General features: G+C 63.9%; 26 protein-coding genes. 13 read left to right on the forward strand and 13 right to left on the reverse strand.

Features of this window, described 5'->3' with window-relative positions; genetic code table 11:
• A partial coding sequence (locus HQ354_RS22845) for a CoA-transferase (protein ID WP_308115277.1) occupies window positions 1–336 on the reverse strand: 336 nt, incomplete at its 3' end.
• 93 nt (window positions 337–429) lie between these two features.
• Between HQ354_RS22845 and HQ354_RS22850 the strand changes: the two genes are divergently transcribed.
• The 5 genes from HQ354_RS22850 to HQ354_RS22870 all read left to right on the forward strand — a co-directional run bounded on the left by HQ354_RS22850 (window position 430) and on the right by HQ354_RS22870 (window position 4676).
• Window positions 430–1245 carry an IclR family transcriptional regulator C-terminal domain-containing protein gene (locus HQ354_RS22850; RefSeq protein ID WP_068421253.1) on the forward strand — a complete coding sequence of 272 codons (816 nt, stop codon included), beginning with the start codon at window positions 430–432 and terminating at the stop codon, window positions 1243–1245.
• Entirely contained in the window at window positions 1238–2449 is a 1212-nt protein-coding gene (locus tag HQ354_RS22855) for an acetyl-CoA C-acetyltransferase (RefSeq protein WP_167678097.1), read from the forward strand. The genes HQ354_RS22850 and HQ354_RS22855 overlap by 8 nt, the downstream gene beginning before the upstream one ends.
• A 63-nt stretch (window positions 2450–2512) precedes the next feature.
• Complete coding sequence (locus HQ354_RS22860) at window positions 2513–2758, forward strand: hypothetical protein (protein WP_157105202.1); 246 nt, start codon at window positions 2513–2515, stop codon at window positions 2756–2758.
• 137 nt (window positions 2759–2895) lie between these two features.
• Window positions 2896–3516, forward strand: a complete 621-nt coding sequence (locus HQ354_RS22865) for a TetR/AcrR family transcriptional regulator (RefSeq protein ID WP_068421088.1) — start codon at window positions 2896–2898, stop codon at window positions 3514–3516.
• A 149-nt stretch (window positions 3517–3665) separates the two neighbouring features.
• On the forward strand, window positions 3666–4676 hold the full coding sequence (locus HQ354_RS22870; RefSeq protein ID WP_167678099.1) for an NAD-dependent epimerase/dehydratase family protein: 1011 nt from the start codon (window positions 3666–3668) through the stop codon (window positions 4674–4676).
• A gap of 14 nt (window positions 4677–4690) precedes the next feature.
• Here the strand turns inward: HQ354_RS22870 and HQ354_RS22875 are convergent, their stop codons facing one another.
• The gene (locus HQ354_RS22875; protein ID WP_308115276.1) at window positions 4691–5950 is read right to left on the reverse strand and encodes an EAL domain-containing protein; all 1260 of its coding nucleotides are present in this window, start codon (window positions 5948–5950) and stop codon (window positions 4691–4693) included.
• 161 nt (window positions 5951–6111) lie between these two features.
• Here HQ354_RS22875 and HQ354_RS22880 point away from each other — a divergent pair, with 161 nt between their 5' ends.
• Window positions 6112–7527, forward strand: coding sequence for a serine/threonine-protein kinase (locus HQ354_RS22880; RefSeq protein WP_222635703.1), 1416 nt, complete (start codon window positions 6112–6114; stop codon window positions 7525–7527).
• A 14-nt stretch (window positions 7528–7541) separates the two neighbouring features.
• On the opposite strand, the gene HQ354_RS22885 is transcribed toward HQ354_RS22880, so the two are convergent.
• Both HQ354_RS22885 and HQ354_RS22890 read right to left on the reverse strand, forming a co-directional pair.
• Window positions 7542–8258: a hemerythrin domain-containing protein gene (locus HQ354_RS22885; protein WP_167678105.1), complete on the reverse strand. Its 717-nt coding sequence runs from the start codon at window positions 8256–8258 to the stop codon at window positions 7542–7544.
• An 88-nt stretch (window positions 8259–8346) separates the two neighbouring features.
• Complete coding sequence (locus HQ354_RS22890; RefSeq protein ID WP_167678107.1) at window positions 8347–9258, reverse strand: manganese catalase family protein; 912 nt, start codon at window positions 9256–9258, stop codon at window positions 8347–8349.
• 221 nt (window positions 9259–9479) lie between these two features.
• Between HQ354_RS22890 and HQ354_RS22895 the strand changes: the two genes are divergently transcribed.
• The 3 genes from HQ354_RS22895 to HQ354_RS22905 all read left to right on the forward strand — a co-directional run bounded on the left by HQ354_RS22895 (window position 9480) and on the right by HQ354_RS22905 (window position 11872).
• Window positions 9480–11000: a Mur ligase family protein gene (locus tag HQ354_RS22895; RefSeq protein WP_084423524.1), complete on the forward strand. Its 1521-nt coding sequence runs from the start codon at window positions 9480–9482 to the stop codon at window positions 10998–11000.
• A 197-nt stretch (window positions 11001–11197) separates the two neighbouring features.
• Window positions 11198–11641, forward strand: coding sequence for an Hsp20/alpha crystallin family protein (locus tag HQ354_RS22900; protein WP_068421075.1), 444 nt, complete (start codon window positions 11198–11200; stop codon window positions 11639–11641).
• A gap of 51 nt (window positions 11642–11692) precedes the next feature.
• Window positions 11693–11872, forward strand: a complete 180-nt coding sequence (locus HQ354_RS22905; protein ID WP_068421073.1) for a hypothetical protein — start codon at window positions 11693–11695, stop codon at window positions 11870–11872.
• An 85-nt stretch (window positions 11873–11957) separates the two neighbouring features.
• Here HQ354_RS22905 and HQ354_RS22910 read toward each other — a convergent pair whose 3' ends face one another.
• From HQ354_RS22910 to HQ354_RS22940, 7 genes are all read right to left on the reverse strand, one after another.
• Window positions 11958–12623, reverse strand: a complete 666-nt coding sequence (locus HQ354_RS22910) for a GAF and ANTAR domain-containing protein (protein WP_167678109.1) — start codon at window positions 12621–12623, stop codon at window positions 11958–11960.
• 330 nt (window positions 12624–12953) lie between these two features.
• Window positions 12954–13751 carry a crotonase/enoyl-CoA hydratase family protein gene (locus HQ354_RS22915; RefSeq protein WP_068421067.1) on the reverse strand — a complete coding sequence of 266 codons (798 nt, stop codon included), beginning with the start codon at window positions 13749–13751 and terminating at the stop codon, window positions 12954–12956.
• 23 nt (window positions 13752–13774) lie between these two features.
• Window positions 13775–14545, reverse strand: a complete 771-nt coding sequence (locus HQ354_RS22920) for an enoyl-CoA hydratase/isomerase family protein (RefSeq protein WP_068421065.1) — start codon at window positions 14543–14545, stop codon at window positions 13775–13777.
• Entirely contained in the window at window positions 14542–15303 is a 762-nt protein-coding gene (locus HQ354_RS22925) for a 3-hydroxyacyl-CoA dehydrogenase (protein ID WP_068421063.1), read from the reverse strand. The genes HQ354_RS22920 and HQ354_RS22925 overlap by 4 nt, the downstream gene beginning before the upstream one ends.
• Before the next feature lie 106 nt (window positions 15304–15409).
• Entirely contained in the window at window positions 15410–16240 is an 831-nt protein-coding gene (locus HQ354_RS22930; RefSeq protein ID WP_068421061.1) for an NAD(P)-dependent oxidoreductase, read from the reverse strand.
• A 14-nt stretch (window positions 16241–16254) separates the two neighbouring features.
• A complete protein-coding gene (locus HQ354_RS22935) occupies window positions 16255–17445 on the reverse strand; it encodes a thiolase family protein (RefSeq protein ID WP_068421057.1) in 1191 nt (396 codons plus the stop codon).
• A gap of 36 nt (window positions 17446–17481) precedes the next feature.
• Entirely contained in the window at window positions 17482–18879 is a 1398-nt protein-coding gene (locus HQ354_RS22940) for a 4-hydroxyphenylacetate 3-hydroxylase N-terminal domain-containing protein (protein WP_068421055.1), read from the reverse strand.
• 265 nt (window positions 18880–19144) lie between these two features.
• On the opposite strand from HQ354_RS22940, the gene HQ354_RS22945 reads away from it, so the two are divergent.
• Window positions 19145–20692: an acyl-CoA synthetase gene (locus tag HQ354_RS22945; RefSeq protein ID WP_068421053.1), complete on the forward strand. Its 1548-nt coding sequence runs from the start codon at window positions 19145–19147 to the stop codon at window positions 20690–20692.
• Window positions 20693–20842: 150 nt separating this feature from the next.
• Here the strand turns inward: HQ354_RS22945 and HQ354_RS22950 are convergent, their stop codons facing one another.
• Window positions 20843–21484, reverse strand: a complete 642-nt coding sequence (locus tag HQ354_RS22950; RefSeq protein WP_222635704.1) for a TetR/AcrR family transcriptional regulator — start codon at window positions 21482–21484, stop codon at window positions 20843–20845.
• A 37-nt stretch (window positions 21485–21521) separates the two neighbouring features.
• Window positions 21522–22508, reverse strand: coding sequence for an NADPH:quinone oxidoreductase family protein (locus tag HQ354_RS22955; protein ID WP_167678112.1), 987 nt, complete (start codon window positions 22506–22508; stop codon window positions 21522–21524).
• Between the two features lie 164 nt (window positions 22509–22672).
• Here HQ354_RS22955 and HQ354_RS22960 point away from each other — a divergent pair, with 164 nt between their 5' ends.
• Genes HQ354_RS22960 through HQ354_RS22970 form a run of 3 tightly spaced genes read left to right on the forward strand, consistent with a single transcriptional unit; the run spans window position 22673 to window position 25295 of the window.
• Entirely contained in the window at window positions 22673–23833 is a 1161-nt protein-coding gene (locus tag HQ354_RS22960; protein WP_167678114.1) for an acyl-CoA dehydrogenase family protein, read from the forward strand.
• Window positions 23830–24534 (forward strand): nitroreductase, encoded by a 705-nt coding sequence (locus tag HQ354_RS22965; protein ID WP_167678116.1) that lies wholly within the window; start codon window positions 23830–23832, stop codon window positions 24532–24534. Before HQ354_RS22960 ends, HQ354_RS22965 begins: the two co-directional genes overlap by 4 nt.
• Entirely contained in the window at window positions 24531–25295 is a 765-nt protein-coding gene (locus HQ354_RS22970; protein ID WP_167678118.1) for an enoyl-CoA hydratase-related protein, read from the forward strand. The genes HQ354_RS22965 and HQ354_RS22970 overlap by 4 nt, the downstream gene beginning before the upstream one ends.
• Window positions 25296–25385 lie beyond the last annotated feature (90 nt).

Raw genomic sequence — 25385 nt, forward strand, 5'->3', positions numbered from 1 at the left:
CGCCCCGCCCGCCCGCAGTCGCTCGGCGAGTGTGCCCTGCGGCGTCAGCTCGACCTCGAGTTCACCAGCGAGATACTGGCGCGCGAACTCTTTGTTCGACCCGACGTAGGAGGAAATCGTGCGACGGATACGACGCTTCTCCAGCAGCACACCGAGCCCGAAACTATCTGTGCCGCAATTGTTGCTCACGATCTCCAGATCCGATGCGCCCTGATCGAGCACGGCACCGATCAACACCTCGGGAACCCCGACCAGCCCGAAACCACCCACGGCGATCGACGCTCCATCCGGCAGATCCGCCACCGCGTCGGCGGCGCTCGCTACGACTTTGTCCATCATGCGGTCGACCATACATCGCTTTGTACGTTCTGTGAACGTATCGCCACTATGCGAACATTTGCTACGGTGTTCGGGAACGAAGGAGAGTTCATGGCAGACGAGACGGCGCCGTCGTCGGACTACGTGCAATCGCTCGGCCGAGGGCTGGCGGTGATCAGGGCGTTCGACGGGGTGAACCCGCGTCGCACGTTGACCGACGTCGCCAAGACCACCGATCTGACCCGGGCGACTGCGCGACGCTTCCTCCTCACTCTGGTCGAACTCGGTTACGTGCGTACCGACGGAACCCTCTTCTGGCTCACCCCGAGAGTGCTCGAACTCGGCTACAGCTACCTGTCGTCGCTGACACTGCCCGACGTCGCCGGGCCCCACCTCGAAGCACTCTCCCAGCGGGTGCACGAATCGTCGTCGGTATCCATCCTCGACGGCGACGACGTCGTCTACGTCGCCCGCGTCCAGGTCTCACGCATCATGACCGTCGCGATCACCATCGGCACCCGCTTTCCCGCCTACGCCACCTCGATGGGCCGAGTCCTGTTGGCAGGACTCTCATCCGACGAACTCGACGCCTACCTGTCACGACTGGACCCGACGCCGCTGACCGGTAAGACCATCACCGACATCGCATCCCTTCGCGCCGAACTCGAATCCGTTCGCACCCAGGGCTATTGCCTGGTCGACCAAGAACTCGAAGCAGGTCTGCGCTCGATCGCCGCACCGATCCACGACACCGCCGGCACCGTCATCGCCGCAGCCAACGTGTCCACCCCCGCCGCCCGGCACTCCGCCGACGCCGCCCGCGAACACCTCCTCCCCGCCCTCCTGGCCGCCGCCCAAGCAATCGACACCGACCTACGCCGCCTGGACACGAACGCCACCGACAAGCAAGGACATCGACATGCCTGATGCCGTCATCTGTGAACCCCTCCGCACCCCCGTCGGGCGCTTCGGTGGGGTCTTGAAAGACGTTGCTCCGGAAGCTCTCGCTGCCGCCGTGATCACCGAACTCGCCTCGCGCACCGGCATATCCGGATCCGACATCGACGACGTCATCCTCGGCCAAGCATCACCGAACGGAGAAGCACCCGCACTCGGCCGCGTCGCCGCCCTCGACGCAGGCCTCGGCATCGACGTCCCCGGCCAACAGATCGACCGCCGCTGCGGATCCGGCCTCCAAGCCGTCTTACAGGCGTGCATGCAAGTACAGACCGGCGCCAGCGACCTCGTCCTCGCCGGCGGCGCAGAAAGCATGAGCCAGGCCGAGTTCTACACCACCGGAATGCGCTGGGGCGTCAAAGCCGACGCCGTCGCACTGTCGGACCGCCTCGCCCGCGCCCGCGTCACCGCAGGCGGCAGGAACTTCCCCGTCCCCGGCGGCATGATCGAAACCGCCGAAAACCTACGGGCGGAATTCTCCATCAGCCGCGAAGACCAGGACGCCCTCGCCGCCGCCTCCCACCACAAAGCCGTCGCCGCCCAGAACAACGGTGTCTTCGCCGAAGAGATCGTGGGAGTCCGCGTCCCGCAGCGCAAGGGAGATTCCGTCGTCGTCGACACCGACGAACACCCCCGCGCCGACACCACCATCGAATCCCTCGGCAAGCTGCGCGCCATCCGTTCGAAGATCGACCCCGACTCCACCGTCACCGCCGGCAACGCCAGCGGCCAGAACGACGGCGCCGCCCTCGCCATCGTCACCACCCCCGAGAAAGCAACCCAACTCGGCCTGAGGCCCATCGCGAAACTCGTCTCCTGGGCCGTCGCGGGAGTGCCGCCGCGGACCATGGGCATCGGACCAGTCCCCGCCACCGAGAAAGCCCTCGGGCGGGCCGGACTCACGATGAACGACTTGGGCGTCATCGAACTCAACGAAGCGTTCGCCGCACAAACCCTCGCCGTCCTGCGCACCTGGAACATCGAACCCAACGACCCACGACTGAACCCCCACGGCTCCGGCATCTCCCTCGGCCACCCCGTCGGCGCCACCGGAGCACGCATCCTCGCCACCCTCCTACGCGAAATGCAGCGCCGCGACACCCGCTACGGCCTCGAAACCATGTGCATCGGCGGCGGACAAGGCCTCGCAGCAGTGTTCGAGCAGACGAGCTGAGTCCGGTTCGACCGTCGGTGACGCCAGTGCATGCAGCGGACTGTCATCGCGAGCAATCGAGGCATGACGAGATACGCCGACGTCGGCACGACGATTGCGGTGAGCAGCAGCGCTCGACACCACGTCGGCCACGTTGCAGTCGTCGGTACGACCGACGCCATCAGGGTCATCCCCACCGCAACCAACGGGAAGATCGACATCCAGGTGATCAGAACCCTGAGATGGGTCGACGGAGTCGGGGGCCCGGACGGCATCGGTCGTCGACGCCGCCGTTCACTCGAGGCGCCGTGGCGATCGAGTGCGACATGATCCAACACGGTCGACGCCACCGCCAGCGTTTCCATCGAGCGCACCCTTCCATTTCCAACCGAACAGTTGGAGATGGACTCTACCCGTCGAGAATCTCCATCTCCAACCAGATGGTTGGAGTTGGGTAGAGTCGACGCATGGCGTGGGACACCGAACGTACGAAGGCGCTCCTCCTCGAAGCGGGTGTCGACGAGTTCAGTGAGTTCGGGTTCGCGGGCGCCCGGGTCGAACGCATCGCGACCAAAGCCGGGGTCAACAAAGAACGCATCTACCAATACTTCGGCAACAAGGGTTCGTTCTTCTCGACAGTTCTCGCGCAGCAAGTGGCTCTTTTCTCGACAGCAGTTCCACTGATCGGGCACGGCCCGTCTGCGATCGCCGACTACGCAGGCAGACGGTTCGACTTCGCGATCGAGCATCCCCGACTCACCAGACTGCTGTTCTGGGAGGGACTCGAAATACGCAGCGCGGCAATCGAAGATCCGCGTCGCGAACACGCACGCAGGTTGATCGGCAGCGCCACGAGAGCCCTGCCGACACTGTCGGCAGCCGACGCTTCCGAACTGATACTGACCGTCATCACCCTGGTAGACGGATGGGTGGCTCTGCAAACCACCGATCGCCAGTTCGCGGACACCGAAGTGACGGCCGATGACCGAAACGACCGCAGACGCGACTTCATCGTCATGACGGTCTCCGCGGCGACCACCGCAGCCGTGGAACGCGGTCGAGGAGATGATTCGCGCAGAGCGAGATGAACGGAACGGACCGCGTCGTGGATCCGAACCCGTTGTCGCCCTTGCGGTTTACGCCGTTTTCGAGCGGGTAGGCACAGAACGCGCGCCTCCGCCGTGCGTGTAGCAGCACGTTCCACCTTACCCGCGAGCAGACTTGGAGAAGACCCACCGTGAACGACGCATCACAGCTCACCGTGCTGGTCACCGGGGCGACCGGCAACCTCGGCACCAGCGTCGTCGACGCCCTGACCCGTAATCCCCGCGTCGGCAGAATCATCGGACTGGCGCGACGGGCGCCGACGTCGCAGCCGGACAAGACGACGTTCGTCGAGGCCGACATTGCGAAAGACGATCTGCTGCCGTTCTTCTCGAACGTCGATGTGGTCGTTCATCTGGCGTGGCAATTTCAGCCCACCCGCGATCCTGCGCACACCTGGAGCGCAAATGTATTGGGCGCACTTGCAGTGTTCGACGCGGCCGCACGCGCGCACGTGCCGTCGCTGATCTACTCGTCGTCGGTCGGCGCTTACGCACCCGGACCCAAAGATACTGCAGTGAAGGAAGATTGGCCCACGCACGGGTGGCCGGGCGCCGCCTACACGCGCGAGAAGTCGTACCTCGAACGCGCACTCGACGCGTTCGAACTCGAACATCCCTCGATGCGCATCGTCCGCATTCGTCCCGCGTTCGTGTTCAAACCCGAAGCCTCGACCGAACAACGTCGTTTGTTCGCGGGTCCGTTCCTGCCGCCGCAGTTGGTCCGACCCGAGCTGATCCCGTTCGTCCCGAAACTACCGGGCCTCGTGTTCCAGGCAGTGCATTCCGCCGACGTCGGTGACGCATTTTCGCGCGCTGCCACCAACCACGCGCACGGAGCCTTCAACATCGCCGCTGAACCACCCGTGACTGCCGCGGTGCTGGCGGACGTACTCGGCGCCCGGGTCGTACCGGTTCCGGTCATGCCGGTTCGCGCATTGGTACTTCTTCTGTGGAAGCTCCGAATCGTGCCCACCAGCCCCGACCTGCTCGACGCGGTTCTGCGGTTGCCACTGATGGACACTTCACGCGCCCGCACCGAACTCGGGTGGCAACCGCGTCACACCTCGGCGGAAGCGTTGTCGGAGTTCGTTCGAGGTGTCCACGAAGTGCGAGACGCGCCTACTCCCCCGCTGTCCGAATGAACGCTGGTCGATATTCAGTCGACAGTGCCCGGACCTGGAATTCGATGCATCAGCACGGTGGCCGCGTCGAGAACGAATTCTCTGTCGAGCGTGAACAGATACTTGTAACGGGGACTTCCGTCGTGCGCGCGCCCGTCGTGCACGGCGATCAACGCGCCGTGGAACAACGGATCGACGACGATCATCGACCGTTCGAGCGCCAGTGGTTCGTCGGAGCCGATGCCGACGGCACGGTAGCGGTGACCCGCAGGCGCGGGGCGAGAATCGAACACCGCGGTCAACGCCGTTCGTGACGCCAGGTCATCGAGCCGCGAGCGGTACGCGTCGGACATTTCGGTCGAGGTCGACGCGGTGACCAGCACGATCCCCGTGGATCCCGCCGATTCGGCACGGCGCAGAAGCTCGTACTCGCAGTACTCGACGAGTTCTTCACCGCCGTGCCGGAGGCGAGAGTGTTGCCGAGCGAGACCGCCCGGCGTCACCGCAACCGGCGCTCGCACCGTCACCGCTGGTTGCGTCGTCCATCGATCGACGACGCGGGCATGGGCGTCGAACACGGGCAGTGCGTCGGGCGGACCGTACAACCAGCCTTGGCCCCACACCGCACCGATGTCGTGTGCCCACCGCTCGTGGGCCTCGGACTCGATTCCCTCGGCCAGAACGACGGCGCCTGTGCGGTCTGCTTCCGCGCCGACCGCGGTGAGGATCGCGGCGGTCTCCCGAGTCGAGCGACCATGAGTCAATCGCATGTCGAGCTTGATGACGTCGGGTCGCACCAGCGCCAGCAGCGCCAAACTGGATGCGTCCGCGCCGACGTCGTCGACAGCCACACGCCAGCCGTTGTCACGAGCCTGTGCCACGGCGCCCAGAAGCCCGGCGACGTCCGACATCAATTGGCGTTCCGTTATCTCCACGATCACCGACAACGATCGGGCCTCGGCGAGCACTCGGCGCGACTCCGGCGGTGGCGGCGCGCCGAGCGCAGCGGGCTCGGTATTCACGAACAGCTGAAGATGACGGGGAAAGCGGGCCGCAAGAGCCCCCTGTACTGCGGTGAGCCGGCAGTGCCAGTCGAACTCGACCATGCAATTTCGGTCCTCGGCGTCTGTGAACAACTGCTCGGGGGACGTGGAGGGACTGTTCGCCGACGGACGCACCAGCGCTTCGAACCCGACCACCGTGCGGGTGTCGAGCGCGACCACTGGCTGATAGACCGGACGAAGGTCCGGCAAAGGGGCGCCACCGGTCGAACGGTCGTCCTGCGGGCTCTGCACTGTGCGTCTCTCCTGACATCGTCCCAGCGTCCCTCGACCGGAATCCATTGTGCCTTCACTTCTGCATTCTTCACCTCGGGCACACAGAAGACCGGATACGAGGCGGACAAGATATACAGTCGGTCGAGACCGATGAACCGACCGAACTGGGGCACGATCACATGGCAGGCCGAGGACATAACCTGTCGAACCCGCACCACGCGTTGTTCGCCGACAGGTACGTGGTTCGAGAGGTCATCGGCAGGGGCGGAGCAGCAGATGTCGTCCGAGCCGAGGATGTACGACTGGGCCGGACGGTTGCACTCAAGATTTTTCGTCGCGACCGGGGCGACCTGCCGGATCGCCGACGCATCGAAGCCGAGATGCAGACACTCGCTGCCCTGTCTCATCCCGGCCTGGTGACTCTGTTCGACGGCGGGACCGCTCTGGACGATCAGGGCTTCGAGACGCCTTACCTCGTCATGGAGTTCGTCGACGGTCCCACCCTGAATCAGCTACGGGCCGGAGCATGTCTGCCTCTTCCCGATGTCGCCGGCCTCGGCCGCGACGTGGCCACTGCGCTCGCTTACATCCACTCCGCAGGCGTGGTTCATCGCGACGTGAAGCCGGCGAACATTCTCGTCACACCGCCGACCGTGCACGCCCACCGATCGTTCAAGCTCACCGATTTCGGCATTGCACGCGTCGTCGATGCGGCCAGATTGACCGAACACGGCACTGCCGTGGGAACCGCACACTATCTGAGTCCCGAACAAGCTCTCGGAAGTACGACGGGCCCACCCACCGACGTGTATTCACTCGGTCTCGTCTTGATCGAATGTATCGGTGGCCGCGTGGTTTTCGAGGGTAGCGCCATCGCCGCGGCCGTCGCACGTCTGCATCGTGATCCCGAGGTGCCTGCCGGGCTGCCCCCGGAGTGGGCGAGGCTGTTGTCCGAGATGACTGCTCGCCGACCCGAGGATCGTCCCACGGCAGACGAGGTAGCCGAACGACTTGCCACGGTGGACACACTGGATCGCCCATCGGTTCCGACAGGCGACCTGGGCACCTGGGTCTACCCTGCGATCACCGAAGTCCCTGTGCACGAGTTGAATCAGATGGAACCTCCGCCTCGACGACGAGTCGGTCGGATGACCGCGGGCGTCGCAACGGCGGTCGCCGGACTGGTCGCCGTCGCGGTGGCGTGGAGTTCCCAGACTTCACCACAACCCCCGACAAGCGACCCCCGAGCCGAAACGTCGAGTCCAGTCCCGTCGACACCGATCACCTCGACACCCGAAGCAGCAGAACCCATCTCGTCGCCGACCACCGATTCCGTCATCGTCGAACCGGTGGCACCGGAGACGTACCTGCCCGAGACAGCCGCGATTCCGGCTCCTCGACTGCCTGCGGACACTCCGCCGGCAGAGTCGGGCAACAACGGCAATAGCAACGGGAACAACGGCAACGGCAGCGGGAACAACGGCAACGGCAACAACAAAAGTGGCGGCAACAACGGCAACGGAAACGCTAACGGGAACGGGAACGGGAACGGGAACGGGAACGGGAACGGGAACGGGAACGGCAGAGGCAACTGACGGTTCGCCCGCGCCTAGCGCCGGGTCGTCCTGGTCGAGGGATGCTCACCGCGTGTCAGCGGCGGGATATGTTCGATAACACCGGCCACGGCGGCGAGTCCGCGACTACCGATGTGGCTGGGCCGCGCGACAATGGGTGACGCGTGGTCGGACAGGCGGTCGAGGCGGTCGCGAGCACGGTCGACCACGGTCAACGGTGCAGCAGCCACCACGTTGCCTGGTGGCCGACGTGCAACAACAGGGTGAGGCCTGGTGGGTGCGGCCCGTCGAACGATCGACCACATCATGCCTGTGCGGTGCAACTGCCGATCCGTCATCGCAGCCCGCAACATCGGCAGCAATTGGTCCTCTTCGTCGCGCACGTCCTGCCTCAGAAGCTGGAATATTCTCTGCAGCAGGGGCTCACGATCCGGATCCTGCGGTGGCATGGCCTCGAGATCCGAGAACAACTCGTCTATCTGCTGGTGTTCCTGCTCGATGTCGAGCGTCAACTTCTCGCCCTCGGGCACATGTTTGCGAATGATCGGCCACAAGACTGCCTCTTCGGCAAACGCGTGCGGAAAGACGAGCCGGCACAGCGCGCGCAGAAGATCGTTCTGCTCGACGCCTTCCGCGGCCTCGATTCCCCGAAGAAGACGATCGAGTTCGACATGGTCGTCCCGCTGACGGACCAGAACGCTTCCCGGCCCACCCAACTCGTCGACCGAAAGATCGGAAATGGATTTCGGCATGCTTACCCCACAGAACTGATTGTCCGGCGGCGCGGTCCGGACACAGCCCCCGAACCGCGCCTCGCCAGATGGATTGTGTCGACGCCCGTTACGTCTCGTCGGGGTCGAGGGCGTCCTTGATCTTGCCCATCATCCCCTTCTCGGTGCCGAGGGCCGCCGACGCTGGATCGCCCTTGGCGCCGTCGTAGGTCGCGTACAGTTTCGGATCCGGTGCGGGGGCGGATGCCTTGTTGCCCAACGGTTGCGGGTCCGCGAGGAAGCCCATCTGGCGGGCGCCGTCGGGCGCGAGACGATTCGCCCACCCGCCGGTGGACGAGAATTCCCCGTCGGACAGATGCCACAGGTCGGTGGCATGCTCGGTGGCTTCTTCGTCCAGCAGAGCGTTGGGCGCGACGACGCCTTCGAGTCCGTCGGCTTGCAACTCTTCGATCGCAGCGAGCCACAAATTTTGATGGTGGGTGTCGCGGGCGAGGTTGAACTTCAACATCGCTTTCACTCCCGGGTCGTCGGTCATGTTGTACAGCCGCGCGGTCTGCAACCGTCCCTGAGCTTCCGCGGCGACGTTCGCACGGAAGTCGGCCAACAGGTTTCCGGACGCAACGATGTAGCGGCCGTTCCACGGGACACCGTTCGAATCCTGAGGCATCGCACCTCCCCCGGCGACGATGGCCTGCTGCGGATCCATCCCGCCCATCACCGCCGCGACCACCGGATCAGCCGCCGCCGCTTTGGTCGACTCCGTCGCAGGCGCGCCTTCGAGAAGGCGTGCGACCATCGTCGCCAGCATCTCCACGTGCCCGATCTCCTCGGTGGCGATGTCCATGATCAGGTCCTTGTACTTACCTTCCATGCGACAGTTCCAGCCCTGGAACAGGTACTGCATGGTCACGGTCATCTCGCCGTACGCGCCGCCGATCAACTCCTGGAGCTTGCGGGCGTACACGGGGTCCGCCTTCTCGGGCTTGACGTCGAACTGCAGGTAATCGGTATGGCGAAACATGTAAACTCCATTCTGGCAGTGGAAGACAACCGTTCGCCCTTCGGATACCGGAAGACCGAATCGGTCAAACCTCCTCTGCTGCACAAGTTTTGGCGAAATCCCCGCTGACACTCGCCTACTTTTGCGATCCCGGACAACGTATCTCCAGACGGCAGCGACAACAGGTTCGCGAGAACCGCCGCTGCCCGTTCGATCGTCTATTCGTATGGGTAGGAGAAGCGATGACCTGCAACAGCGCGTCCATTCCTCCGACCGCTGACGCGTCGACCGAGATCGGTGGTCACGACCTCGCCGACATCGCCGACGCGGTGCCCTCGGCATCCGCCGTATACGGGGACGCGGTGGTAACGGGCGTCAGCGACGATTCGCGCACGGTCGAACCAGGCGACCTCTACCTCGCGTTTCCCGGACGCCATGCGCACGGCCTCGACTTCGAACTCGAAGCGCTCGCCCGCGGAGCAGTCGCGATCCTGTCGGACCGTCCCGCGGTGTCACTGCCTTCGGTCGTCGTGACCAACCCCCGCAGCTGTGCGGGTCCGGCCAGCGCACTCGTCCACCGTCACCCCTCGAAGGGTTTGAGGGTATACGGAACGACGGGTACCAACGGAAAGACAAGTACGACCTACCTGCTCGGGGCCGCACTGTCCGCCGCGGGCGAGACCGTCGGCACCATCACCGGCATCTCCATCGCAGGACCGAGAACCACCCGACCGGCTGCCCGGACCACCCCGGAAGCCGCCGTACTGCAGCAATCCCTCGCGGCGATGCGTGACGAAGGCGCCACGTCGGTTGCTCTCGAAGTGTCCTCGCACGGGCTGGACCAGGGCCGAGTCGACGCGACGCACTTCGCCGCCGTCGGGTTCACGAATCTCACCCGCGACCACCTCGACTACCACCGATCGATGGACGAGTACTTCGCCGTCAAGTCACGCCTGTTCGAATCACACCGAACCGAGGTGGCGGCGATCGGAATCGACGGGGACTACGGTCGTCGGCTCGCGTCGTCGGTCGGTGTGCCGTGTTGGACGTGGTCGGCGTCGGATCCCGGGGCAGACATCCACGCAGATCGAATCCGCTCGGGCCCCACGGGCACATCCTTCACCGCACACACACCCGACGGCCCCCTGGACGTCCGCCTCCGGCTGCTGGGTCCTCATCAGGTCGACAACGCGTTGACCGCGCTCGCCATGCTCGCCGCGACGGGAGTCGAGCTCGACGCGGCTGTCGCCGGATTCGAGCAGTTGACCCATGTACCCGGCCGTTTGGAACGCGTCGACGACGGCCGGAGCGGCGTCGTGGCGCTCGTCGACTACATGCACAACACCGACGGCCAGCACCGGCTGCTCCCCTATCTACGGTCGCTGAGTACCGGGAAATTGATCGTGGTCATCGGCGCGACCGGCGACCGTGACATCGGGAAGCGCTTCCCGCTCGGAGCCACTGCAGCCGAGTACGCCGACATCGTCATCGTCACCGACGAGAGCCCCTTCTCCGAAGACGCCGACACCATCCGAGATGCGGTCGTCGATGGCGCTGTTGCAGCCGGTTCGGCGACGGTACTCGTCGAACCGGACCGGCGCGATGCCTTCGAACTCGCGGTCGAGCACGCACGGCACGGTGACGTGCTCGTGGTCGCCGGACGGGGATGCGACGACCACGTGGTCCACGGCAACAGGTCTGCGCCATTCGACGACAGGGTGGAACTACGTGCAGTCCTGGAGAACAGTGCGTCGACAAGCTGACCGCGAACACGCGCGGTCCAGGCCGACAATGCTCGGCGCTGCTGTCCCGCAACACCATTGAGGTACCGATCGATCCGAAAAAATTTCTCCACCCTCTTGGCACTCTCCGATCGAGAGTGCTAAATTCTTCCTCAGCACAGTGAAACGGCAGCCCGCTACAGGGGCGGGCGCATCGTCTGCATCAGGAGGTGATTGCTGTGCTTCGATTCGATCCGTTCCGTGAGTTGGATTCCATCGCCGCCGGCATGTTCGGCTCGTCGAGTGGTTCGGACCGTGTCCCTCGCTTCATGCCCATGGACCTGTACAAGGTCGACGACCACTACGTGCTCTCCGCCGACCTCCCCGGCGTCGACCCAGGCTCGATCGACGTCGACGTGGACCGGGGCACCCTCACCCTCACCGCCCATCGGACTGCGCCGAGCGATGGTGGCGTGCAGTGGATTTCATCCGAGCGGTTCGCCGGAACCTACCGCCGTCAGATCGCACTGGGCGACGGTATCGATACCGAACGCATCACGGCCTCGTACGACAACGGCGTGTTGTCGGTGACGATTCCGCTTGCAGAAAGAGCGAAGCCTCGGAAGATCGACATTTCGCGATCGGGTGCCGAGCAACGTTCGATCGAACCGCACGCGACCTGAAACGCTGTCGGACAACATGTTTCACGGTCGAATCGGAAAGGAGTGTCGCGCATGGACGACGAAGTGATCTGGCGGGAGGAATCGGATCGCGATTCCTGGTGGCGGCAGGTCCTCGGGCTCGGCGGCGAGGTACGTGAATGCCCCGAAACCGACGCACTCGAACAGGCTTTGGCTGTCCCGTTCGAGGAGGATCCGTTTCCGCCCACCCCGCGCGATTCCGTGATGGTGTAACTGCCGGAGGACCGTCTGTCGTGGGCTCGACACACGCGTGCCGAGCCCACGCTCCCTCCGCTCCAGGAGCGTTCCGGGGTGCGCTTCACCTCGCCGCGGGTGGCGACGCAGACTCCGATCCCAGCCGGACGAGGTCCGCGGCGAGCGTAGCGACAGGGATGTTCTCGTTCTGTGAGAGCTGGCGGATCAATTCGAACGCCTGGACCGCGTCGATACCGTAACGCTCCATCAGCATGCCCTTTGCTTGGCCGATCACATCTCGGGACGCCAAGCCAGAGGCGAATTGTTCCGTCTTGTTCGCCGTGTACAGCGCTACGGCAGCGTGAGTCGCGAGGACCGCGCCGAGTTCCTCGTCGGCGTCGTCGAACGCGTTCGCAGTCAAGGCGAACAGGTTCAAGGCGCCGATCGTGTCTTCTTTCGTGTACAACCGAAACGACATGCTGCTGAGAACACCGGCTTCCACGGCTTTCGGAGCAAACTCGGGCCACCGCGGATCGGTGCGGAAGTCGTCGCATCGGACGAAGAATTCGCTACGGGCTGCATCGACGCACGGTCCTTCGTCGAGCTGCTCTTGAAGGGCGTCCAGCCGAACGGGCAGCTCGCTCGTTGCGGCGTGCGATCGATACTTTCTCGGACCCTCCGCAACGAGAATGTCAGCGCAGTCGACCGCGTCGATCAGCTCCGTCGCGCTCTCGGTCACCCCGCGGAGGGTGTCCTCCAGACTTCTGGGAGCGAAGAAGGACCTCGTCATGTCGGCAATTTGTCGACTGAGGTCGCTACGTCGCGAGTCGGCGGTCAATTTTCCCGACCTCCGATCGGCACGTCCTCGGGCGACAGGGCACGATGCTGGTCCGCCGCCATGGCGCCGAGGGTGAGCTGACAGAGGCAACGAACATCCATTCGGGTGCGTTACCCGGGCGCCCTGGGCTTTACACTCGTCGCACGAAATCGTTCTCGATTAACGGTGCAGTTGCTCATCCGATGTGGTGCTATTACTCCTGCGGTCGGGTCGATCGCAGTGGTCAGGTTGATTCCCGACGAGGGGGCGGGAATCAACCTCCACGTGGAGCGGTTCGACGCGTTACTTCCCGGTCCACACCGGTTGCCTCTTCTCGCCGAACGCCGTTGCACCCTCGTGCGCGTCGGCGCTCGAGAAGACCACGTTCATGGCTTCCTGATTGCGCGCCCACAGGCCGTCGCCCCACGTGTCACCGTTGGCACTCTCGTGGACGAGTTGTTTGCTCGTCACCACCGACAGCGGTGCGTTGACCGCGATCGATTCCGCGAGTTCGAGTGCCACGTCGAGCGACGCGCCTTGCGGCGCAACCCTGTTGATCAAGCCGAGCTCGTACGCTCGCGCTGCCGTGATCGGCTCACCGGTCAGCGCGATCTCCAAAGCGATCTTGCGCGGAATCTGTTGACTCATGCGCAGAACGCCGCCTGCACCGGCGAAGAGGCCGCGTTTGACTTCCGGCAAACCCAGAGCTGCGGTCTCGTCCACGACGGCCAGATCACATGCGAGCAACAGCTCCGTTCCACCACCGAGGGCGAAACCGTTGACCGCCGCGATGGTCGGCTTGTCGACCCACTGGCGAACGAAGCCCGCAAAGCCCCACTCCGGATGCCCGTCGGCGTCGAGAGATCTGCCCGCTGCGATCTCCTTCAGATCTGCGCCTGCGCAGAAGGCACGACCGGAACCGGTGAGAACGATCGCTCGCACGTCGGGATCGACGTTGGCTGCGTGCACCGCATTTCCCACCGCCGTGGACAATGTCGAATCGACCGCATTCAGCGCCCTCGGGCGGTTGAGCGACACCACTGCGACGTTCCCGCGTCGCTCGACCAGCGCCGCCGGTTCGTCGATCGTCGTCGAACTCATCGAAATCTCTCTCTCGGTGTTGTCTATCTACCTGCGAATCGGTCGATCCGCTCACGTGCACTTCCGCAGGCGCCGACGTCGGCAATCGTGCGGGCCTCGTCATCGAGACGGTCGGACAGCGAACCGTTCGACGCCACCCGCATGAGCCTCCGCGTCTGCCCCACGGCAGGGAAGGCACTCGCACAGACCTTGCGTGCCAACTCCTCCACACGAGAGGAAATCTCGGCGTCGTCGACCAGGTCGGTGACCAGTCCGTTGTCGAGCGCTTCCTGACCACCGATGACCTCTGCAGCCAACAACATCCGCGCCGCCGCGCGCGGACCTACGACTCTGGGCAATAGCGTCGACACGCCACAATCCGGCGACAATCCGACCGCCGAATAGGCTGCGGCGAATTTGCTGGACCGTCCTGCCACGACGAAATCCGCGCCAAGCACGAATCCCAAGCCCGCGCCTGCCGCCGAGCCCTGAACTCCAGCGATGACCACGACGGGGAGCGTGTCGAGAATCTTCAACGCATCGTGGACCGTACCGGCCAGATCGGTGAGGAACGCGGGAATCTCGGCGGCAGAGGCCATTTCGCGCACATCACCACCGGCACAGAAGTTCTTGCCCTCGCCGGTCAGTACGAGCACGCGGACGCCGGGATCGGCTGCCACTGCCTCGATCGCAGCCTTGAAGCCGGCGGCCAGATCGGTGTTCAACGCGTTCGACGACGCGCCACGAGTAAGCACGATGCGAGCGATCCCCTGCTCGATCGAGAATCGCACGCTCGCGTTTTCGATACCGTTCATCGGGGGGCCATGCGGATCGCACCGTCGAGGCGAATGACCTCGCCGTTCAGCATCGGATTCTCGACGATGTGGCGTACCAGAGCTCCGAATTCGTCGGGGTCACCGAGCCGCGAGGGGTGAGGCACCTGGGCGCCGAGCGATGCGCGCGCGTCGTCGGGCAACGTCTTGAGCAACGGGGTGTCGAAGATCCCTGGTGCGATGGTCGCGACGCGAATCTGGTGGCGAGCCAGCTCGCGAGCGATCGGCAGAGCCATGGACACGATTGCGCCCTTGGACGCGGCGTACGCGGGCTGACCGATCTGGCCGTCGAACGCAGCAACCGATGCCGTGTTCACGATGACGCCGCGTTCTCCATCCACGCTCTCGGTCGACGCGATGCGCTCGGCAGCGAGTCGAATCACGTTGAACGTACCGAACAGATTGATGCGGACGATGCGCTCGAAGTCCTCCATCGGAAGGGGTCCGTTCTTTCCGAGCACCTTCCCCGGAGGACCGACGCCTGCGCAGTTGACCACGACGCGAAGCGGGCCCTGCTCGGACAGCACGTCCAGCGCCTGCGAGACGTCGTCGGAGGACGTGACGTCACCGGGCAGGAAGGTCACCGATCCTGCATGCTGCTCGGCGACGGACTTACCCGGTGAGCCCGGCAGATCCAGGATGCCGACGTGCGCGCCTGCCCGCACGAGCGCTTCGGTGGTCGCCAGGCCGAGACCGGATGCCCCACCGGTCACCAGAGCGGTGATATCAGTCGTCTTCATCTCGAATTCCTTGTCTGTCCGAGCGACACCTCATGTGCCGCTGGTGAAAGTGATGTGTCGCGGGCGGTGCCCGCTGTCGTCACGGCCGGCAGTGCGAACCGAAGCCTCAGCGCGGGTCGACGAAGATGTCGTAGTCGAGCGGTTCCTGCCCTCCGTACACCGCGAGATCGGTGATGCCGGCTTCGGCCAACACATCGACATCGATCAGCGTCTCACCCGTTCGGTGACGCGGGGTGTGCGACAGCAGCAGGGCGGCCGCGTCGGCCATCACCTGTGGGTCACGTGCGTGCGACGTCCCCTCCTCGCCGCCGAGGAGGTTCTTCACCGCAGCAGTTGCGATGGTGGTCTCCGGCCACAGGCAGTTGCTGGCGATACCGTCGTCCGCGAATTCTGCGGCAAAGCCTTTGGCCAGCAACGTCATTCCGTACTTGCCGAGCATATAGCCCGGGTGCTTTCCCAGCCACTCGTCGGACATGTTCAGCGGCGGTGACAGCGTCAACACGCTCGCCGATTCCGACTTCTTCAGGAATGGCAGGCACGCCTGCGTGAGAGCGAACGTTCCGCGCACGTTGACCTGTTGAATGAGATCGAAACGCTTGAGCGGTAGGTCCTCGGTCCCGGCCAGATTGAGGACGCTTGCATTGTTGATGCAGATGTCCACGCCCCCGAAGGTGTCCGCTGCGGTCGACGCCGCGCGCTGGACGTCGTCGTCGTTTCGCACGTCGCCGACGACTCCGACAGCCTTGCCACCGGCAGCTTCGATCTGCTCGACCGCCGTGTGAATGGTTCCGGGCAAGCGAGGGTCGGGATTGTCGGTCTTCGCGAGCAGCACCAAATTCGCACCGCCCCTGGCCAATTCGGTGGCGATCGCCAAACCGATGCCGCGGCTTCCGCCCGACATCACCGCTGTCATACCGTCGAATCGTAGGTCGCTCATGTCAGTCCTTCTCGTCAGAGTCGCTCGATGATGGTGGCGTTGGCCATGCCGCCGCCTTCGCACATGGTCTGCAAGCCGTATCGACCACCGGTGGCTTCCAGATACGTCAGCATCGAGGCCAGAAGCCTGCCGCCCGACGCACCGAGCGGGTGCCCCAGCGCGATGGCGCCACCGGCCGGGTTGAGGCGTTCGGGGTCGGTGTCGAAGTGGCTCTGCCACAACAACGGAACCGGAGCGAACGCTTCGTTGACCTCGTACGCGTCGATCTGATCCAGCGTCATTCCCGTACGCGCGAGGATCTTCTCGGTGGCGGGGATCGGCCCCGTCAGCATCAGGAGTGGGTCACTTCCCGCCACGCTGAAGCTGTGGAAACGGGCGCGCGGTGTCAACCCGAGCGCAGCAGCCTTCTCCTCGCTCATGATCAAGGCGGCCGACGCGCCGTCCGTGAGGGGCGACGAGTTTCCTGCGGTGATGGACCACTCGATCTCCGGGAATCGCTGCGACATGGCCTCGCTCTGGAACACAGGACGCAGGCCGCCCAGCGACTCTGCCGTGGTCGAGGGCCGCACTGTCTCGTCCGTGCTGACGAGGACTTCGTTACCGGACCCGTCGACCGTACGGACGGGAACGATCTGATCGACTTGCTGCCGCCCTGCCGCCTCGGATGCACGACGATGCGAACGGGCTGCGTATTCGTCCAACTCCTCGCGGCCGAACTTCCACCTCGCCGCGATCAGCTCGGCTCCGATGCCCTGGGACACCAGGCCTTCCGGGAAGCGCTTGGCCAAGGGTCCGACGTTGGGGTCCTTGTCTCCCACGTTCGAGAACATGGGTGCGCGACTCATGGACTCGACTCCGCAGGCGATGACGATGTCGTACGTGCCGGCTGCAACACCGTGGGCGGCGAAAGCAGCGGCCTGCTGGCTGGAACCGCACTGACGATCGATCGTCGTCGCAGGAACCGACTCCGGGAAGCCTGCCGCCAGAACGGCGGTGCGCGCGATGTTGACTGCCTGTTCGCCGGATTGCGTCACGCATCCGGCGATGACGTCGTCCACCAACGCCGGATCGAGGTCGTGTTTGCGGACCAGCTCGGCCAGGAGGTCCGCAAGCAGGGTTGCCGGGTGAACCCCTGACAGAGAGCCGCCCGGCTTACCCTTCCCGGACGGCGTTCGGATGACGTCGACGATCACTGCGGTAGTCATGAAGTTCGAATTCCTTTCGTAGGTGGTCGAGAAGATTCAGATTCCGAGAAGCTCGGACACATAGTTGCGCGCTCGTGTCGGGTCGAACGACCGCGCGATCTGCATTTTCTCGGCCTCCGTCGAACCTTCGGCGTGGGTGGCGAGGACGGTCTGATATCCACCCCAGCTTCCCGTGCAGAGGTCGCCGATCAAGTTGATCAAGCGCAGACGCTGTTCCGCGGGAACGGCTGCGGCGAAATACTTTTCGAGAACCTTGCGGGTATCGGGATCCGCCCAGTCGCCTCCGCCAGGACCGGTGGCCACCAGACCGCCCGCCAAGTCCAGCACGGTCGTCGTCGCGGCAGTGAAACCGTGCGCGAAGTGATACTTGGCCATGTTCACGGCGAGAGGATCCGGCAGTTGAACTCCGTTGTCGCCCTGGGTCGAACGCAGCGCCGCGAGCTGACCGAACCCGCGGACGGTTTCGGTGTACGAGATCAGCTCTGTCAGCTTGCTCTTGACGTGGCCGGCCTTGATGATGCCGTTCGCTTCGGCCACCATGGTCGCGGCGCCGACGAGGAGGTCGAGGAGCGGCAGCTTGTAGTTGATCGCCGTGTATCGGTGATAGTCGACGAATGCAATGGCCAACGGCCCGGCGAGCTCGGGCTGACGTGCGAGAAACACCCTGTTCTTGGGGACGCGGACGTTGTCGAACACGGTCAGACTCTCGAGCAGCTTGTGCTTCGACGACAGCGGATGCGAGAACTCGTCACGGTCGCCGTGCAGATACGGCGAGACGTACAGGGTGAGGCCTGGAGTATCGACCGGCACTGCGAAGCTGAGTGCGTAGTCGGCGTCCGATGCACCCATCGCGCGGGTCGGGAGAACGAGGATTTCGTCGGCGTTCGCGGAGAACGACGTGTGCACCTTGGCACCGCGAACCGTGATGGACTCCTCGTCCTCGTCCACGATGTGCAGGTAGAGATCCGGGTCGGCCTGCTGATGGGGCGCGAGCGAGCGATCGCCTTTGACGTCGGTCTGCGCGACGGCAATCGCGACGTCGTTGGCGCAGCAATGGTCGTAGAACGCCTTGGCGTTCTCGAGACCCTCGCCCGTCAGCGCGCGAAGGAGCCCGAACAGCGCGTCGCTGCCCACCTCTTTGAGAACGATCGTTCCAGTCCCGAGTCTGCAGACACTCTCGATGAGCTCACCGCGGCGCGCGATGTCGTCCGCGGTGCGCGGAACGCGATAGAACGCTGTGTAGGGACCGTCGCCGTCGTCCGCTACGGCAAGGTCGGGTTCGAGCTCGGCGATGTCGTATGCGAGTGCGGAATGCGAGATCGCCGTGTCGAACTCGGCGAACTCGGTGACGTCGTCGACGCGTCGGCCCTGGTAGACGACTCGTCGACCGTCCTTCAAACCATCCCGGTACTGACGCGCTGTACGAATGCCCATCTCGTGGAACCTCTCGAGTTGTCGGGGTCCGGCTCACCGGCGTCGGCGACACGGGCGACCGTTCAATTGTTCGGTTGCTGTTTAGATTGGCAGAGCGTAGCGGCTCATGTCAACGCCAACCGGTCACGCGCTGTCGACTGGAAAAACCCTATTCACGCGGCCATGCAGCACAATTCGTTGCGTCGGAAATCGTTCTTCCCTAGACGGTCACTTCGCGTTAGGCTGGTGATCTATCGCACGATAACTGTTCAGCGAAAGGCAATCTATGTACCCCGGGGCCCACTCGAAAACCCACCCGAACAAGCCAGCGGTCATCATGGCCGATTCGGGTGAGACAGTGACCTTCGGTGAACTGGAGTCGCAGTCCATTCGGATCGCCCGATATCTCCGCGACGCGGGCCTTCGCGAGGGCGATCACATCGCGCTCATCAGCGACAACAACCCCCGCGTCTTTGCGATCTATTGGGCCGCAATGCGATCGGGGCTGTACTTCACTGCCATCAACCGCCATCTGACGGCCGGCGAGATGGCCTACATCGTGAACGATTGCGGGGCGCGCGCTGTCGTTGCCGCCGCGACTCTTCACGACGTTGCCGAACTCGTTGCAACCCAGACGCCCGCCGTCGAACTTCGGCTTGCGTTCGGTGGCTCGATTCGAGGTTTCGCAGATCTGGACGAGGAGACCGTCGGCCTCTCCGACGAACCCCTCGAGTCTCAGCCCCGCGGCGCGGACATGCTGTATTCGTCCGGGACTACCGGCCAGCCGAAGGGCATCGAACCCTCGCTCCCGAACCGGCAGATCGACGAGCCCGGTGACACGATGGTGGGGCTGGCGTCCGGCGTATGGAAAATGAACTCCGACACCGTCTACCTGTCGCCGGCGCCTCTGTACCACGCCGCACCCCTCCGGACGGCAGCAGCTGTGCAGGCTCTGGGCGGAACGGTCGTCGTGATGGGAAAGTTCGACGCCGAACGCGCCCTGGCCTACATCGAACAGTTTCGCGTGACGCACAGTCAATGGGTACCGACGATGTTCGTCCGCATGCTCAAGCTGCCCGACGAGAACCGTCAGGCGTACGATCTGTCGTCGCTCACCACTGCCATTCACGCCGCAGCGCCGTGTCCGGTCGACGTCAAGCGCGCCATGATCGATTGGTGGGGTCCGATTCTGCAGGAGTACTACTCCTCCACCGAACTTGCCGGAATGACGAGCATCGACTCCGACGAGTGGCTGAAGAAGCCCGGTTCGGTAGGCAAGGACGGTCTACTGGGTACGGTTCGCATCTGTGGCCCCGACGGAGAAGTGTTGGGGCCGAATCAGATCGGCGACGTCTACTTCGAGCGCGACGAGATGCCGTTCGCGTACCACAACGACCCCGAGAAGACGAAGAAGGCGCAGCACCCGCAGCACGACAACTGGTCGACGACCGGCGATGTCGGATATCTCGACGAGGACCGCTATCTGTTCCTCACCGACCGTGCGACCTTCATGATCATCTCCGGCGGCGTCAACATCTACCCTCAGGAGATCGAAAACGCGCTCGCGGTACATCCGCTCGTTCTGGATGTCGCGGTGATCGGCGTCCCCGATCCCGAGATGGGCGAACAGGTGATTGCGGTCGTACAACTCGTTCCAGGGGTCGAACCGTCCGACGAGCGTGCCGAAGAAATTCTCGCGTACGCACGAGAATCGTTGGCGCGCTTCAAGGTTCCGCGCCGGATCGTGTTCGACGCGGACCTCCCTCGCACGCCGACCGGCAAGCTCGTCAAGGGCCGTCTCAAGGGAAAGTACGACTACCTCGCCGCCACGTAGAGCTGACGTGAGCCGGAGAAACGAAATGTCACCTTCGTACGGACGTACCGCGGCATGGACGCAATGTCGCCTGCTGCCGTGAAACGGATTGACGAGACGAGTATGCCCGGGCGTCAGAACCGACGTCCGGGCATACTCCGATCGCGTGATTCAAACCGAGTCGGTGATCATCCGAAAAATCGACTGCACATACTTCGCTGCAATATCGTGGGGGTCATCCGGTCCGTCGTCGCGATACCACTGAGGTGTTCCCTGCAGCATCGCGAAGATGCTCCGTGCGATGAAATGGGTATCGTCGATCTGGAACACGCCTTCCGCCCGGCCCGTCTCGAGCAGCTCGATCATGTTGTCCGTGACGGTATTTCGACGGGCGACGTAGTGAGAACGCGCTTCGGGACCGAGAAAGCGTGATTCCGGATGAATTCGTGCGATGTCCCGTCTGCACGTCTCGTGCAAACTGACGGCGGTGACGAAGTGCCGCAGTCGCTCGGTCGTCGACTCACCTGCTTCGCTGAGCGCTCCAGCAATGTGGGCGGCCAGGTCGTCCATTCCGACGTTCAGCAGCGCCGCGAGAATTCCCTCTTTGTTGCCATAGTGGTAGTAGAGAGACGGCATCGTTATCTCGGCCCGTGCAGCGATGTCACGAATCGTGGTGCCGTGATATCCCTTCGCCTGGAACAAGGACAACGCCGCCGCGAGGATGGGCGTGAGCGGAAGGGGCCGATACACACGCCAATCGTCGTCTGCGCGGTGCGCGGTGCCGATCGTCATCATGTCGTACCCTTCGTTCACGCATACGCAAGCTCGTCCTCACGACAGCATACTTTCGTCACTCGACGACGGCGTCCGGCCGCAGTGACAACGACACTTTGCCGGTCGCGGTGCGATCGGCCAGCGATTCCAACGCACTGACAGCCGCCTCCATGGGAACGACCTTCGGCTCTTCGACGATCAGGGAACCATCTTTCAGGCGTGGTTCCAGGTCTGCCCACTGCCGCGCGGTGTAGTCGGGGAACGCTCGGATGTATTCGCCCCATCCAGCACCGACGACGGATACGTTCTTCAGAAGCAACCGGTTGACCTTGACCGTCGGGATCTCGCCACCCGTGAAACCGAGCACCACCAGTCGACCGTTCGGGGCGAGCGATCGGATGCTGTCGAGGAATCGATCCCCTCCGACAGGATCGAGGACGACGTCGACGCCCCATCCGTCGGTGAGTTCGAGTACTCGATCCTTGAAGCCGTCGACCATGACCGTGTGGGTCGCGCGGTTCGCGGCTGCGACCTTCGCCTTCTCGTCGCTGCTCACGACCGCGATGGTCTCCATTCCCAGTGCTGCTGCAACCTGGAGCGCTGCGGTCCCGATTCCTCCGGCGGCGCCGTGGACCAGGACCGTCTCCCCGGCTCGACTCCTCGCCCGTTCGTCGAGCGCGAAGTGCACCGTGAGGTAGTTCATCAGGAATCCCGATCCTGCTGTCAACGACACCGACTCCGGCAAAGGGAACACGAAGCGCGGATCGAGAACGACGGTCTGTTGCCACGCGCCGTCCAGGGCGAGAACCGCAACCTTCTGCCCCTCGGTCAATCCACTGCCCAGCGGGGCGGACCGAACGACACCTGCGCCCTCCGCACCGAGTACAGCCGGGAGCGACGCGACCATCTGATAGCTACCGGACGTCTGCAGTAGGTCGGGAAATGACACGCCCGCTGCGTGCAGATCGACCACGACCTGCCCGTCGGACGCCACAGGTTCCGGCACCTCGGTGATCGCGACTCCCTGCGGTCCGACTGCCTCGACCAATTGCACTGCCTGCATCTTGCGCGCTCCTGCCCATGTATGCGGCTCGACGGCGCCGAGGTCGACTCGGCCCCCGGCCTGATTCGGGTCCGATTCGGCCCGTTGACGAATTGTGGTCCAGACTACACAATGTAGCGAGCGCTAGAAATAAAGAGCAATCGCAGATGGCGCAGGAGACACCGATGAAACGCATCCATTTCGACCACGACCACGACGCGTATCGCGACACCGTGCAGTCGTTCCTAGCTCGCGAGGTGCAACCCTTCTACGAGGAGTGGGAAAGCGACCGGCTGGTCCCACGCTCGGCATGGCTCGCAGCCGGCAAATCCGGGATCCTCGGGTTGTCGGTGCCGGAGTCGTATGGCGGCTCCGACGTCACCGATTACCGCTTCCGGCAGGTGGTCGCCGAAGAGATCGCCAAAACCGCCACCACGTCGTTCGGCGCGGGACTCAGCTGCCAGGACGACATCATCATTCCGTACTTGTCGGACCTCGGGACCGACGAACAGCGTCGGCGCTGGCTCCCGGGGATGGCGAGCGGTGATCTGATCGGCGCGATCGCCATGACGGAACCGGGAACCGGCAGCGACCTGCAGGCGATCAAGACAACAGCCGTGCGCGAGGGTGACGACTGGGTCATCAACGGCCAGAAAACGTTCATCACCAACGGAATTCACTGCGATCTGGTCATCGTCGTCGCGCGTACGGATCCGAACGCCGGCTCCCGCGGCTTGTCTCTCTTCGTCGTCGAACGTGACACGCCTGGTTTCACTCGTGGCCGCAAATTGACCAAGGTCGGGCTCGCGGCCCAGGACACCGCCGAACTGGTCTTCACCGACGTTCGGGTACCGCACAGCAATCTCCTCGGCGTCGAAGGCCGCGGCTTTCTTCATCTCGTGGAACGGCTACCTCTCGAACGGCTGTCCATTGCCGTAGCCGCCATCGCCGGTGCGCGCGCCACGTACGAATGGACGAAAGCGTACGTTTTCGATCGCAGCGCTTTCGGCACGAAGATCGGCGACCTGCAGAACACGCGCTTCGTGCTCGCCGACATGCTGACGGAAATCGAGGTCACCGAATCCCACGTCGACCGTTGCGTTCTGGCACTGAACAGCGGCGAACTCACTGCCGTCGACTCCGCGAAGGCCAAGTGGTGGAGTTCCGAGCTGCACAAGCGAGTCGTCGATCGATGCGTCCAATTGCACGGCGGCTACGGATACATGATGGAGTATCCCGTGGGTCGAGCATTCGTCGACCAACGTGTACAGACGATCTTCGGTGGCACCACCGAAGTGATGAAGGAAATCATCGGACGCGACATCGCGGCAGGGGCAGTCCGATGACCGCCGCGAACGGCAGGCGTCCGAGCGAACCGCACGACACCTTGCGCGATCTGCTCGAATCCCGCGTCAGTTGTCGAGCTTTCACGTCGGAACCGGTTTTCGACGGCACGATTCGCGAAATTCTGACGATGGCTCAGCGCACGGCGTCGTGGTGCAACAGCCAGTCGTGGCACCTTGCGGTCACCCGAGGCGAGGGCACCGAACGTTTACGCGAAGCGCTGTATTCGGCGGCCTCGGCCGACGTCGTGGAGGAAACCGACATCGCGTTTCCCCGTGAATACCGGGGCGTGCACAAGCAGAGGCGGCGCGAGAGCGGCTTCCAGCTGTACAACGCAGTGAACATCGAACGCGGCGACCGAACGAGGCAACGTGAACAGACCCTCGAGAACTTCCGCTTCTTCGGCGCGCCGCATGTCGCCATCCTTCATACCGACGAAGCCTTGGGTGCGTACGGGGCGGTCGACTGCGGTGCCTACGTCAGCAACTTTCTGCTTGCCGCAACATCTCTCGGTGTGAGCACCATCGCCCAGGCTGCCTTGGCCGTCTATCCCAATGTCCTGCGTCGTGAATTGGGGTTGTCGGAAGACCGCAGAATCGTCTGCGGAATTTCCTTCGGCTATGCCGACACCTCGCACCCGATCAACGGTTACCGCACATCGCGTGCGGTAGTGGACGACGTCGTGGATTGGATCGACCGATGAGAACCGACAATTCACGCGTCACCACCGAACGCACAGGGCACGTTCTGCTGATCACGATGGACCGTCCGGCCAAGAAGAACGCGGTGGACGCCGACATGACGCAGGCGCTCGACAACGCGCTCGATGTGCTGGACGACGACCCTGATCTCAGGTGCGGAATTCTGACCGGCGGACCCGAAATATTCTGCGCTGGAACGGATCTTGCGACCGGACCGGGCGATCCGACCGAACGCGGCGGAAAGTACGGCATCGCAGGACGTAGCCGCACAACCCCGCTCATCGCTGCCGTAGAGGGTTTTGCGCTCGGTGGCGGCATGGAGATTGCGCTGGCGTGCGATCTCGTCGTCGCCGGACGTTCGGCACGGTTCGGCCTCCCCGAAGTCACCCACGGGCTCGTTGCCAACTGCGGCGCGCTGTTCCGTACCCACCGGGCGCTACCCCTTCATGTTGCCAAACAGCTTCTCCTTACCGGGCAACCGATTTCGGCAGAACGCGCGTTCGCTCTCGGCCTTGCCAACGACGTCGTCGACGACGGAACCGCAGTAGCGAACGCACTTCGATTGGCCGCGGTCATTGCAGGGAATGCTCCGGTTGCCGTGCGTGAGACGCTTGCTGCGGTCGAAGCAGTGGTAGGACGCGACGACCCGCATGGATGGGAGGTGACGGCAATCGCCGAGAAAAGCGTTCTCGCATCACGCGATTCCGACGAGGGACTAGCCGCATTCCTGGAACGTCGCACCCCCGTATGGAAAGGCAACTGACTTACCCGAAAAAGGCAAGTAGCCCAGTCGATTTCGCGTATACCACGCGGTTTCCACTGGGCTATTCGCCGTCGAAATATTCCTGATTTT

The organism is Rhodococcus sp. BP-261 (genome assembly GCF_019835205.1).
GTDB classification, from domain to species: Bacteria; Actinomycetota; Actinomycetes; order Mycobacteriales; family Mycobacteriaceae; genus Rhodococcoides; species Rhodococcoides kyotonensis_B.

Excerpts from the sequence above, each read along its gene's own strand:
- HQ354_RS22850 (WP_068421253.1), top strand. The coding sequence starts at position 430 with ATGGCAGACGAGACGGCGCCGTCGTCGGACTACGTGCAATCGCTCGGC.
- HQ354_RS22855 (WP_167678097.1), top strand. The coding sequence starts at position 1,238 with ATGCCTGATGCCGTCATCTGTGAACCCCTCCGCACCCCCGTCGGGCGC.
- HQ354_RS22860 (WP_157105202.1), top strand. The coding sequence starts at position 2,513 with ATGACGAGATACGCCGACGTCGGCACGACGATTGCGGTGAGCAGCAGC.
- HQ354_RS22865 (WP_068421088.1), top strand. The coding sequence starts at position 2,896 with ATGGCGTGGGACACCGAACGTACGAAGGCGCTCCTCCTCGAAGCGGGT.
- HQ354_RS22880 (WP_222635703.1), top strand. The coding sequence starts at position 6,112 with ATGGCAGGCCGAGGACATAACCTGTCGAACCCGCACCACGCGTTGTTC.
- HQ354_RS22885 (WP_167678105.1), bottom strand. The coding sequence starts at position 8,258 with ATGCCGAAATCCATTTCCGATCTTTCGGTCGACGAGTTGGGTGGGCCG.
- HQ354_RS22890 (WP_167678107.1), bottom strand. The coding sequence starts at position 9,258 with ATGTTTCGCCATACCGATTACCTGCAGTTCGACGTCAAGCCCGAGAAG.
- HQ354_RS22895 (WP_084423524.1), top strand. The coding sequence starts at position 9,480 with ATGACCTGCAACAGCGCGTCCATTCCTCCGACCGCTGACGCGTCGACC.
- HQ354_RS22905 (WP_068421073.1), top strand. The coding sequence starts at position 11,693 with ATGGACGACGAAGTGATCTGGCGGGAGGAATCGGATCGCGATTCCTGG.
- HQ354_RS22910 (WP_167678109.1), bottom strand. The coding sequence starts at position 12,623 with ATGACGAGGTCCTTCTTCGCTCCCAGAAGTCTGGAGGACACCCTCCGC.
- HQ354_RS22915 (WP_068421067.1), bottom strand. The coding sequence starts at position 13,751 with ATGAGTTCGACGACGATCGACGAACCGGCGGCGCTGGTCGAGCGACGC.
- HQ354_RS22920 (WP_068421065.1), bottom strand. The coding sequence starts at position 14,545 with ATGAACGGTATCGAAAACGCGAGCGTGCGATTCTCGATCGAGCAGGGG.
- HQ354_RS22925 (WP_068421063.1), bottom strand. The coding sequence starts at position 15,303 with ATGAAGACGACTGATATCACCGCTCTGGTGACCGGTGGGGCATCCGGT.
- HQ354_RS22930 (WP_068421061.1), bottom strand. The coding sequence starts at position 16,240 with ATGAGCGACCTACGATTCGACGGTATGACAGCGGTGATGTCGGGCGGA.
- HQ354_RS22935 (WP_068421057.1), bottom strand. The coding sequence starts at position 17,445 with ATGACTACCGCAGTGATCGTCGACGTCATCCGAACGCCGTCCGGGAAG.
- HQ354_RS22940 (WP_068421055.1), bottom strand. The coding sequence starts at position 18,879 with ATGGGCATTCGTACAGCGCGTCAGTACCGGGATGGTTTGAAGGACGGT.
- HQ354_RS22945 (WP_068421053.1), top strand. The coding sequence starts at position 19,145 with ATGTACCCCGGGGCCCACTCGAAAACCCACCCGAACAAGCCAGCGGTC.
- HQ354_RS22955 (WP_167678112.1), bottom strand. The coding sequence starts at position 22,508 with ATGCAGGCAGTGCAATTGGTCGAGGCAGTCGGACCGCAGGGAGTCGCG.
- HQ354_RS22960 (WP_167678114.1), top strand. The coding sequence starts at position 22,673 with ATGAAACGCATCCATTTCGACCACGACCACGACGCGTATCGCGACACC.
- HQ354_RS22965 (WP_167678116.1), top strand. The coding sequence starts at position 23,830 with ATGACCGCCGCGAACGGCAGGCGTCCGAGCGAACCGCACGACACCTTG.
- HQ354_RS22970 (WP_167678118.1), top strand. The coding sequence starts at position 24,531 with ATGAGAACCGACAATTCACGCGTCACCACCGAACGCACAGGGCACGTT.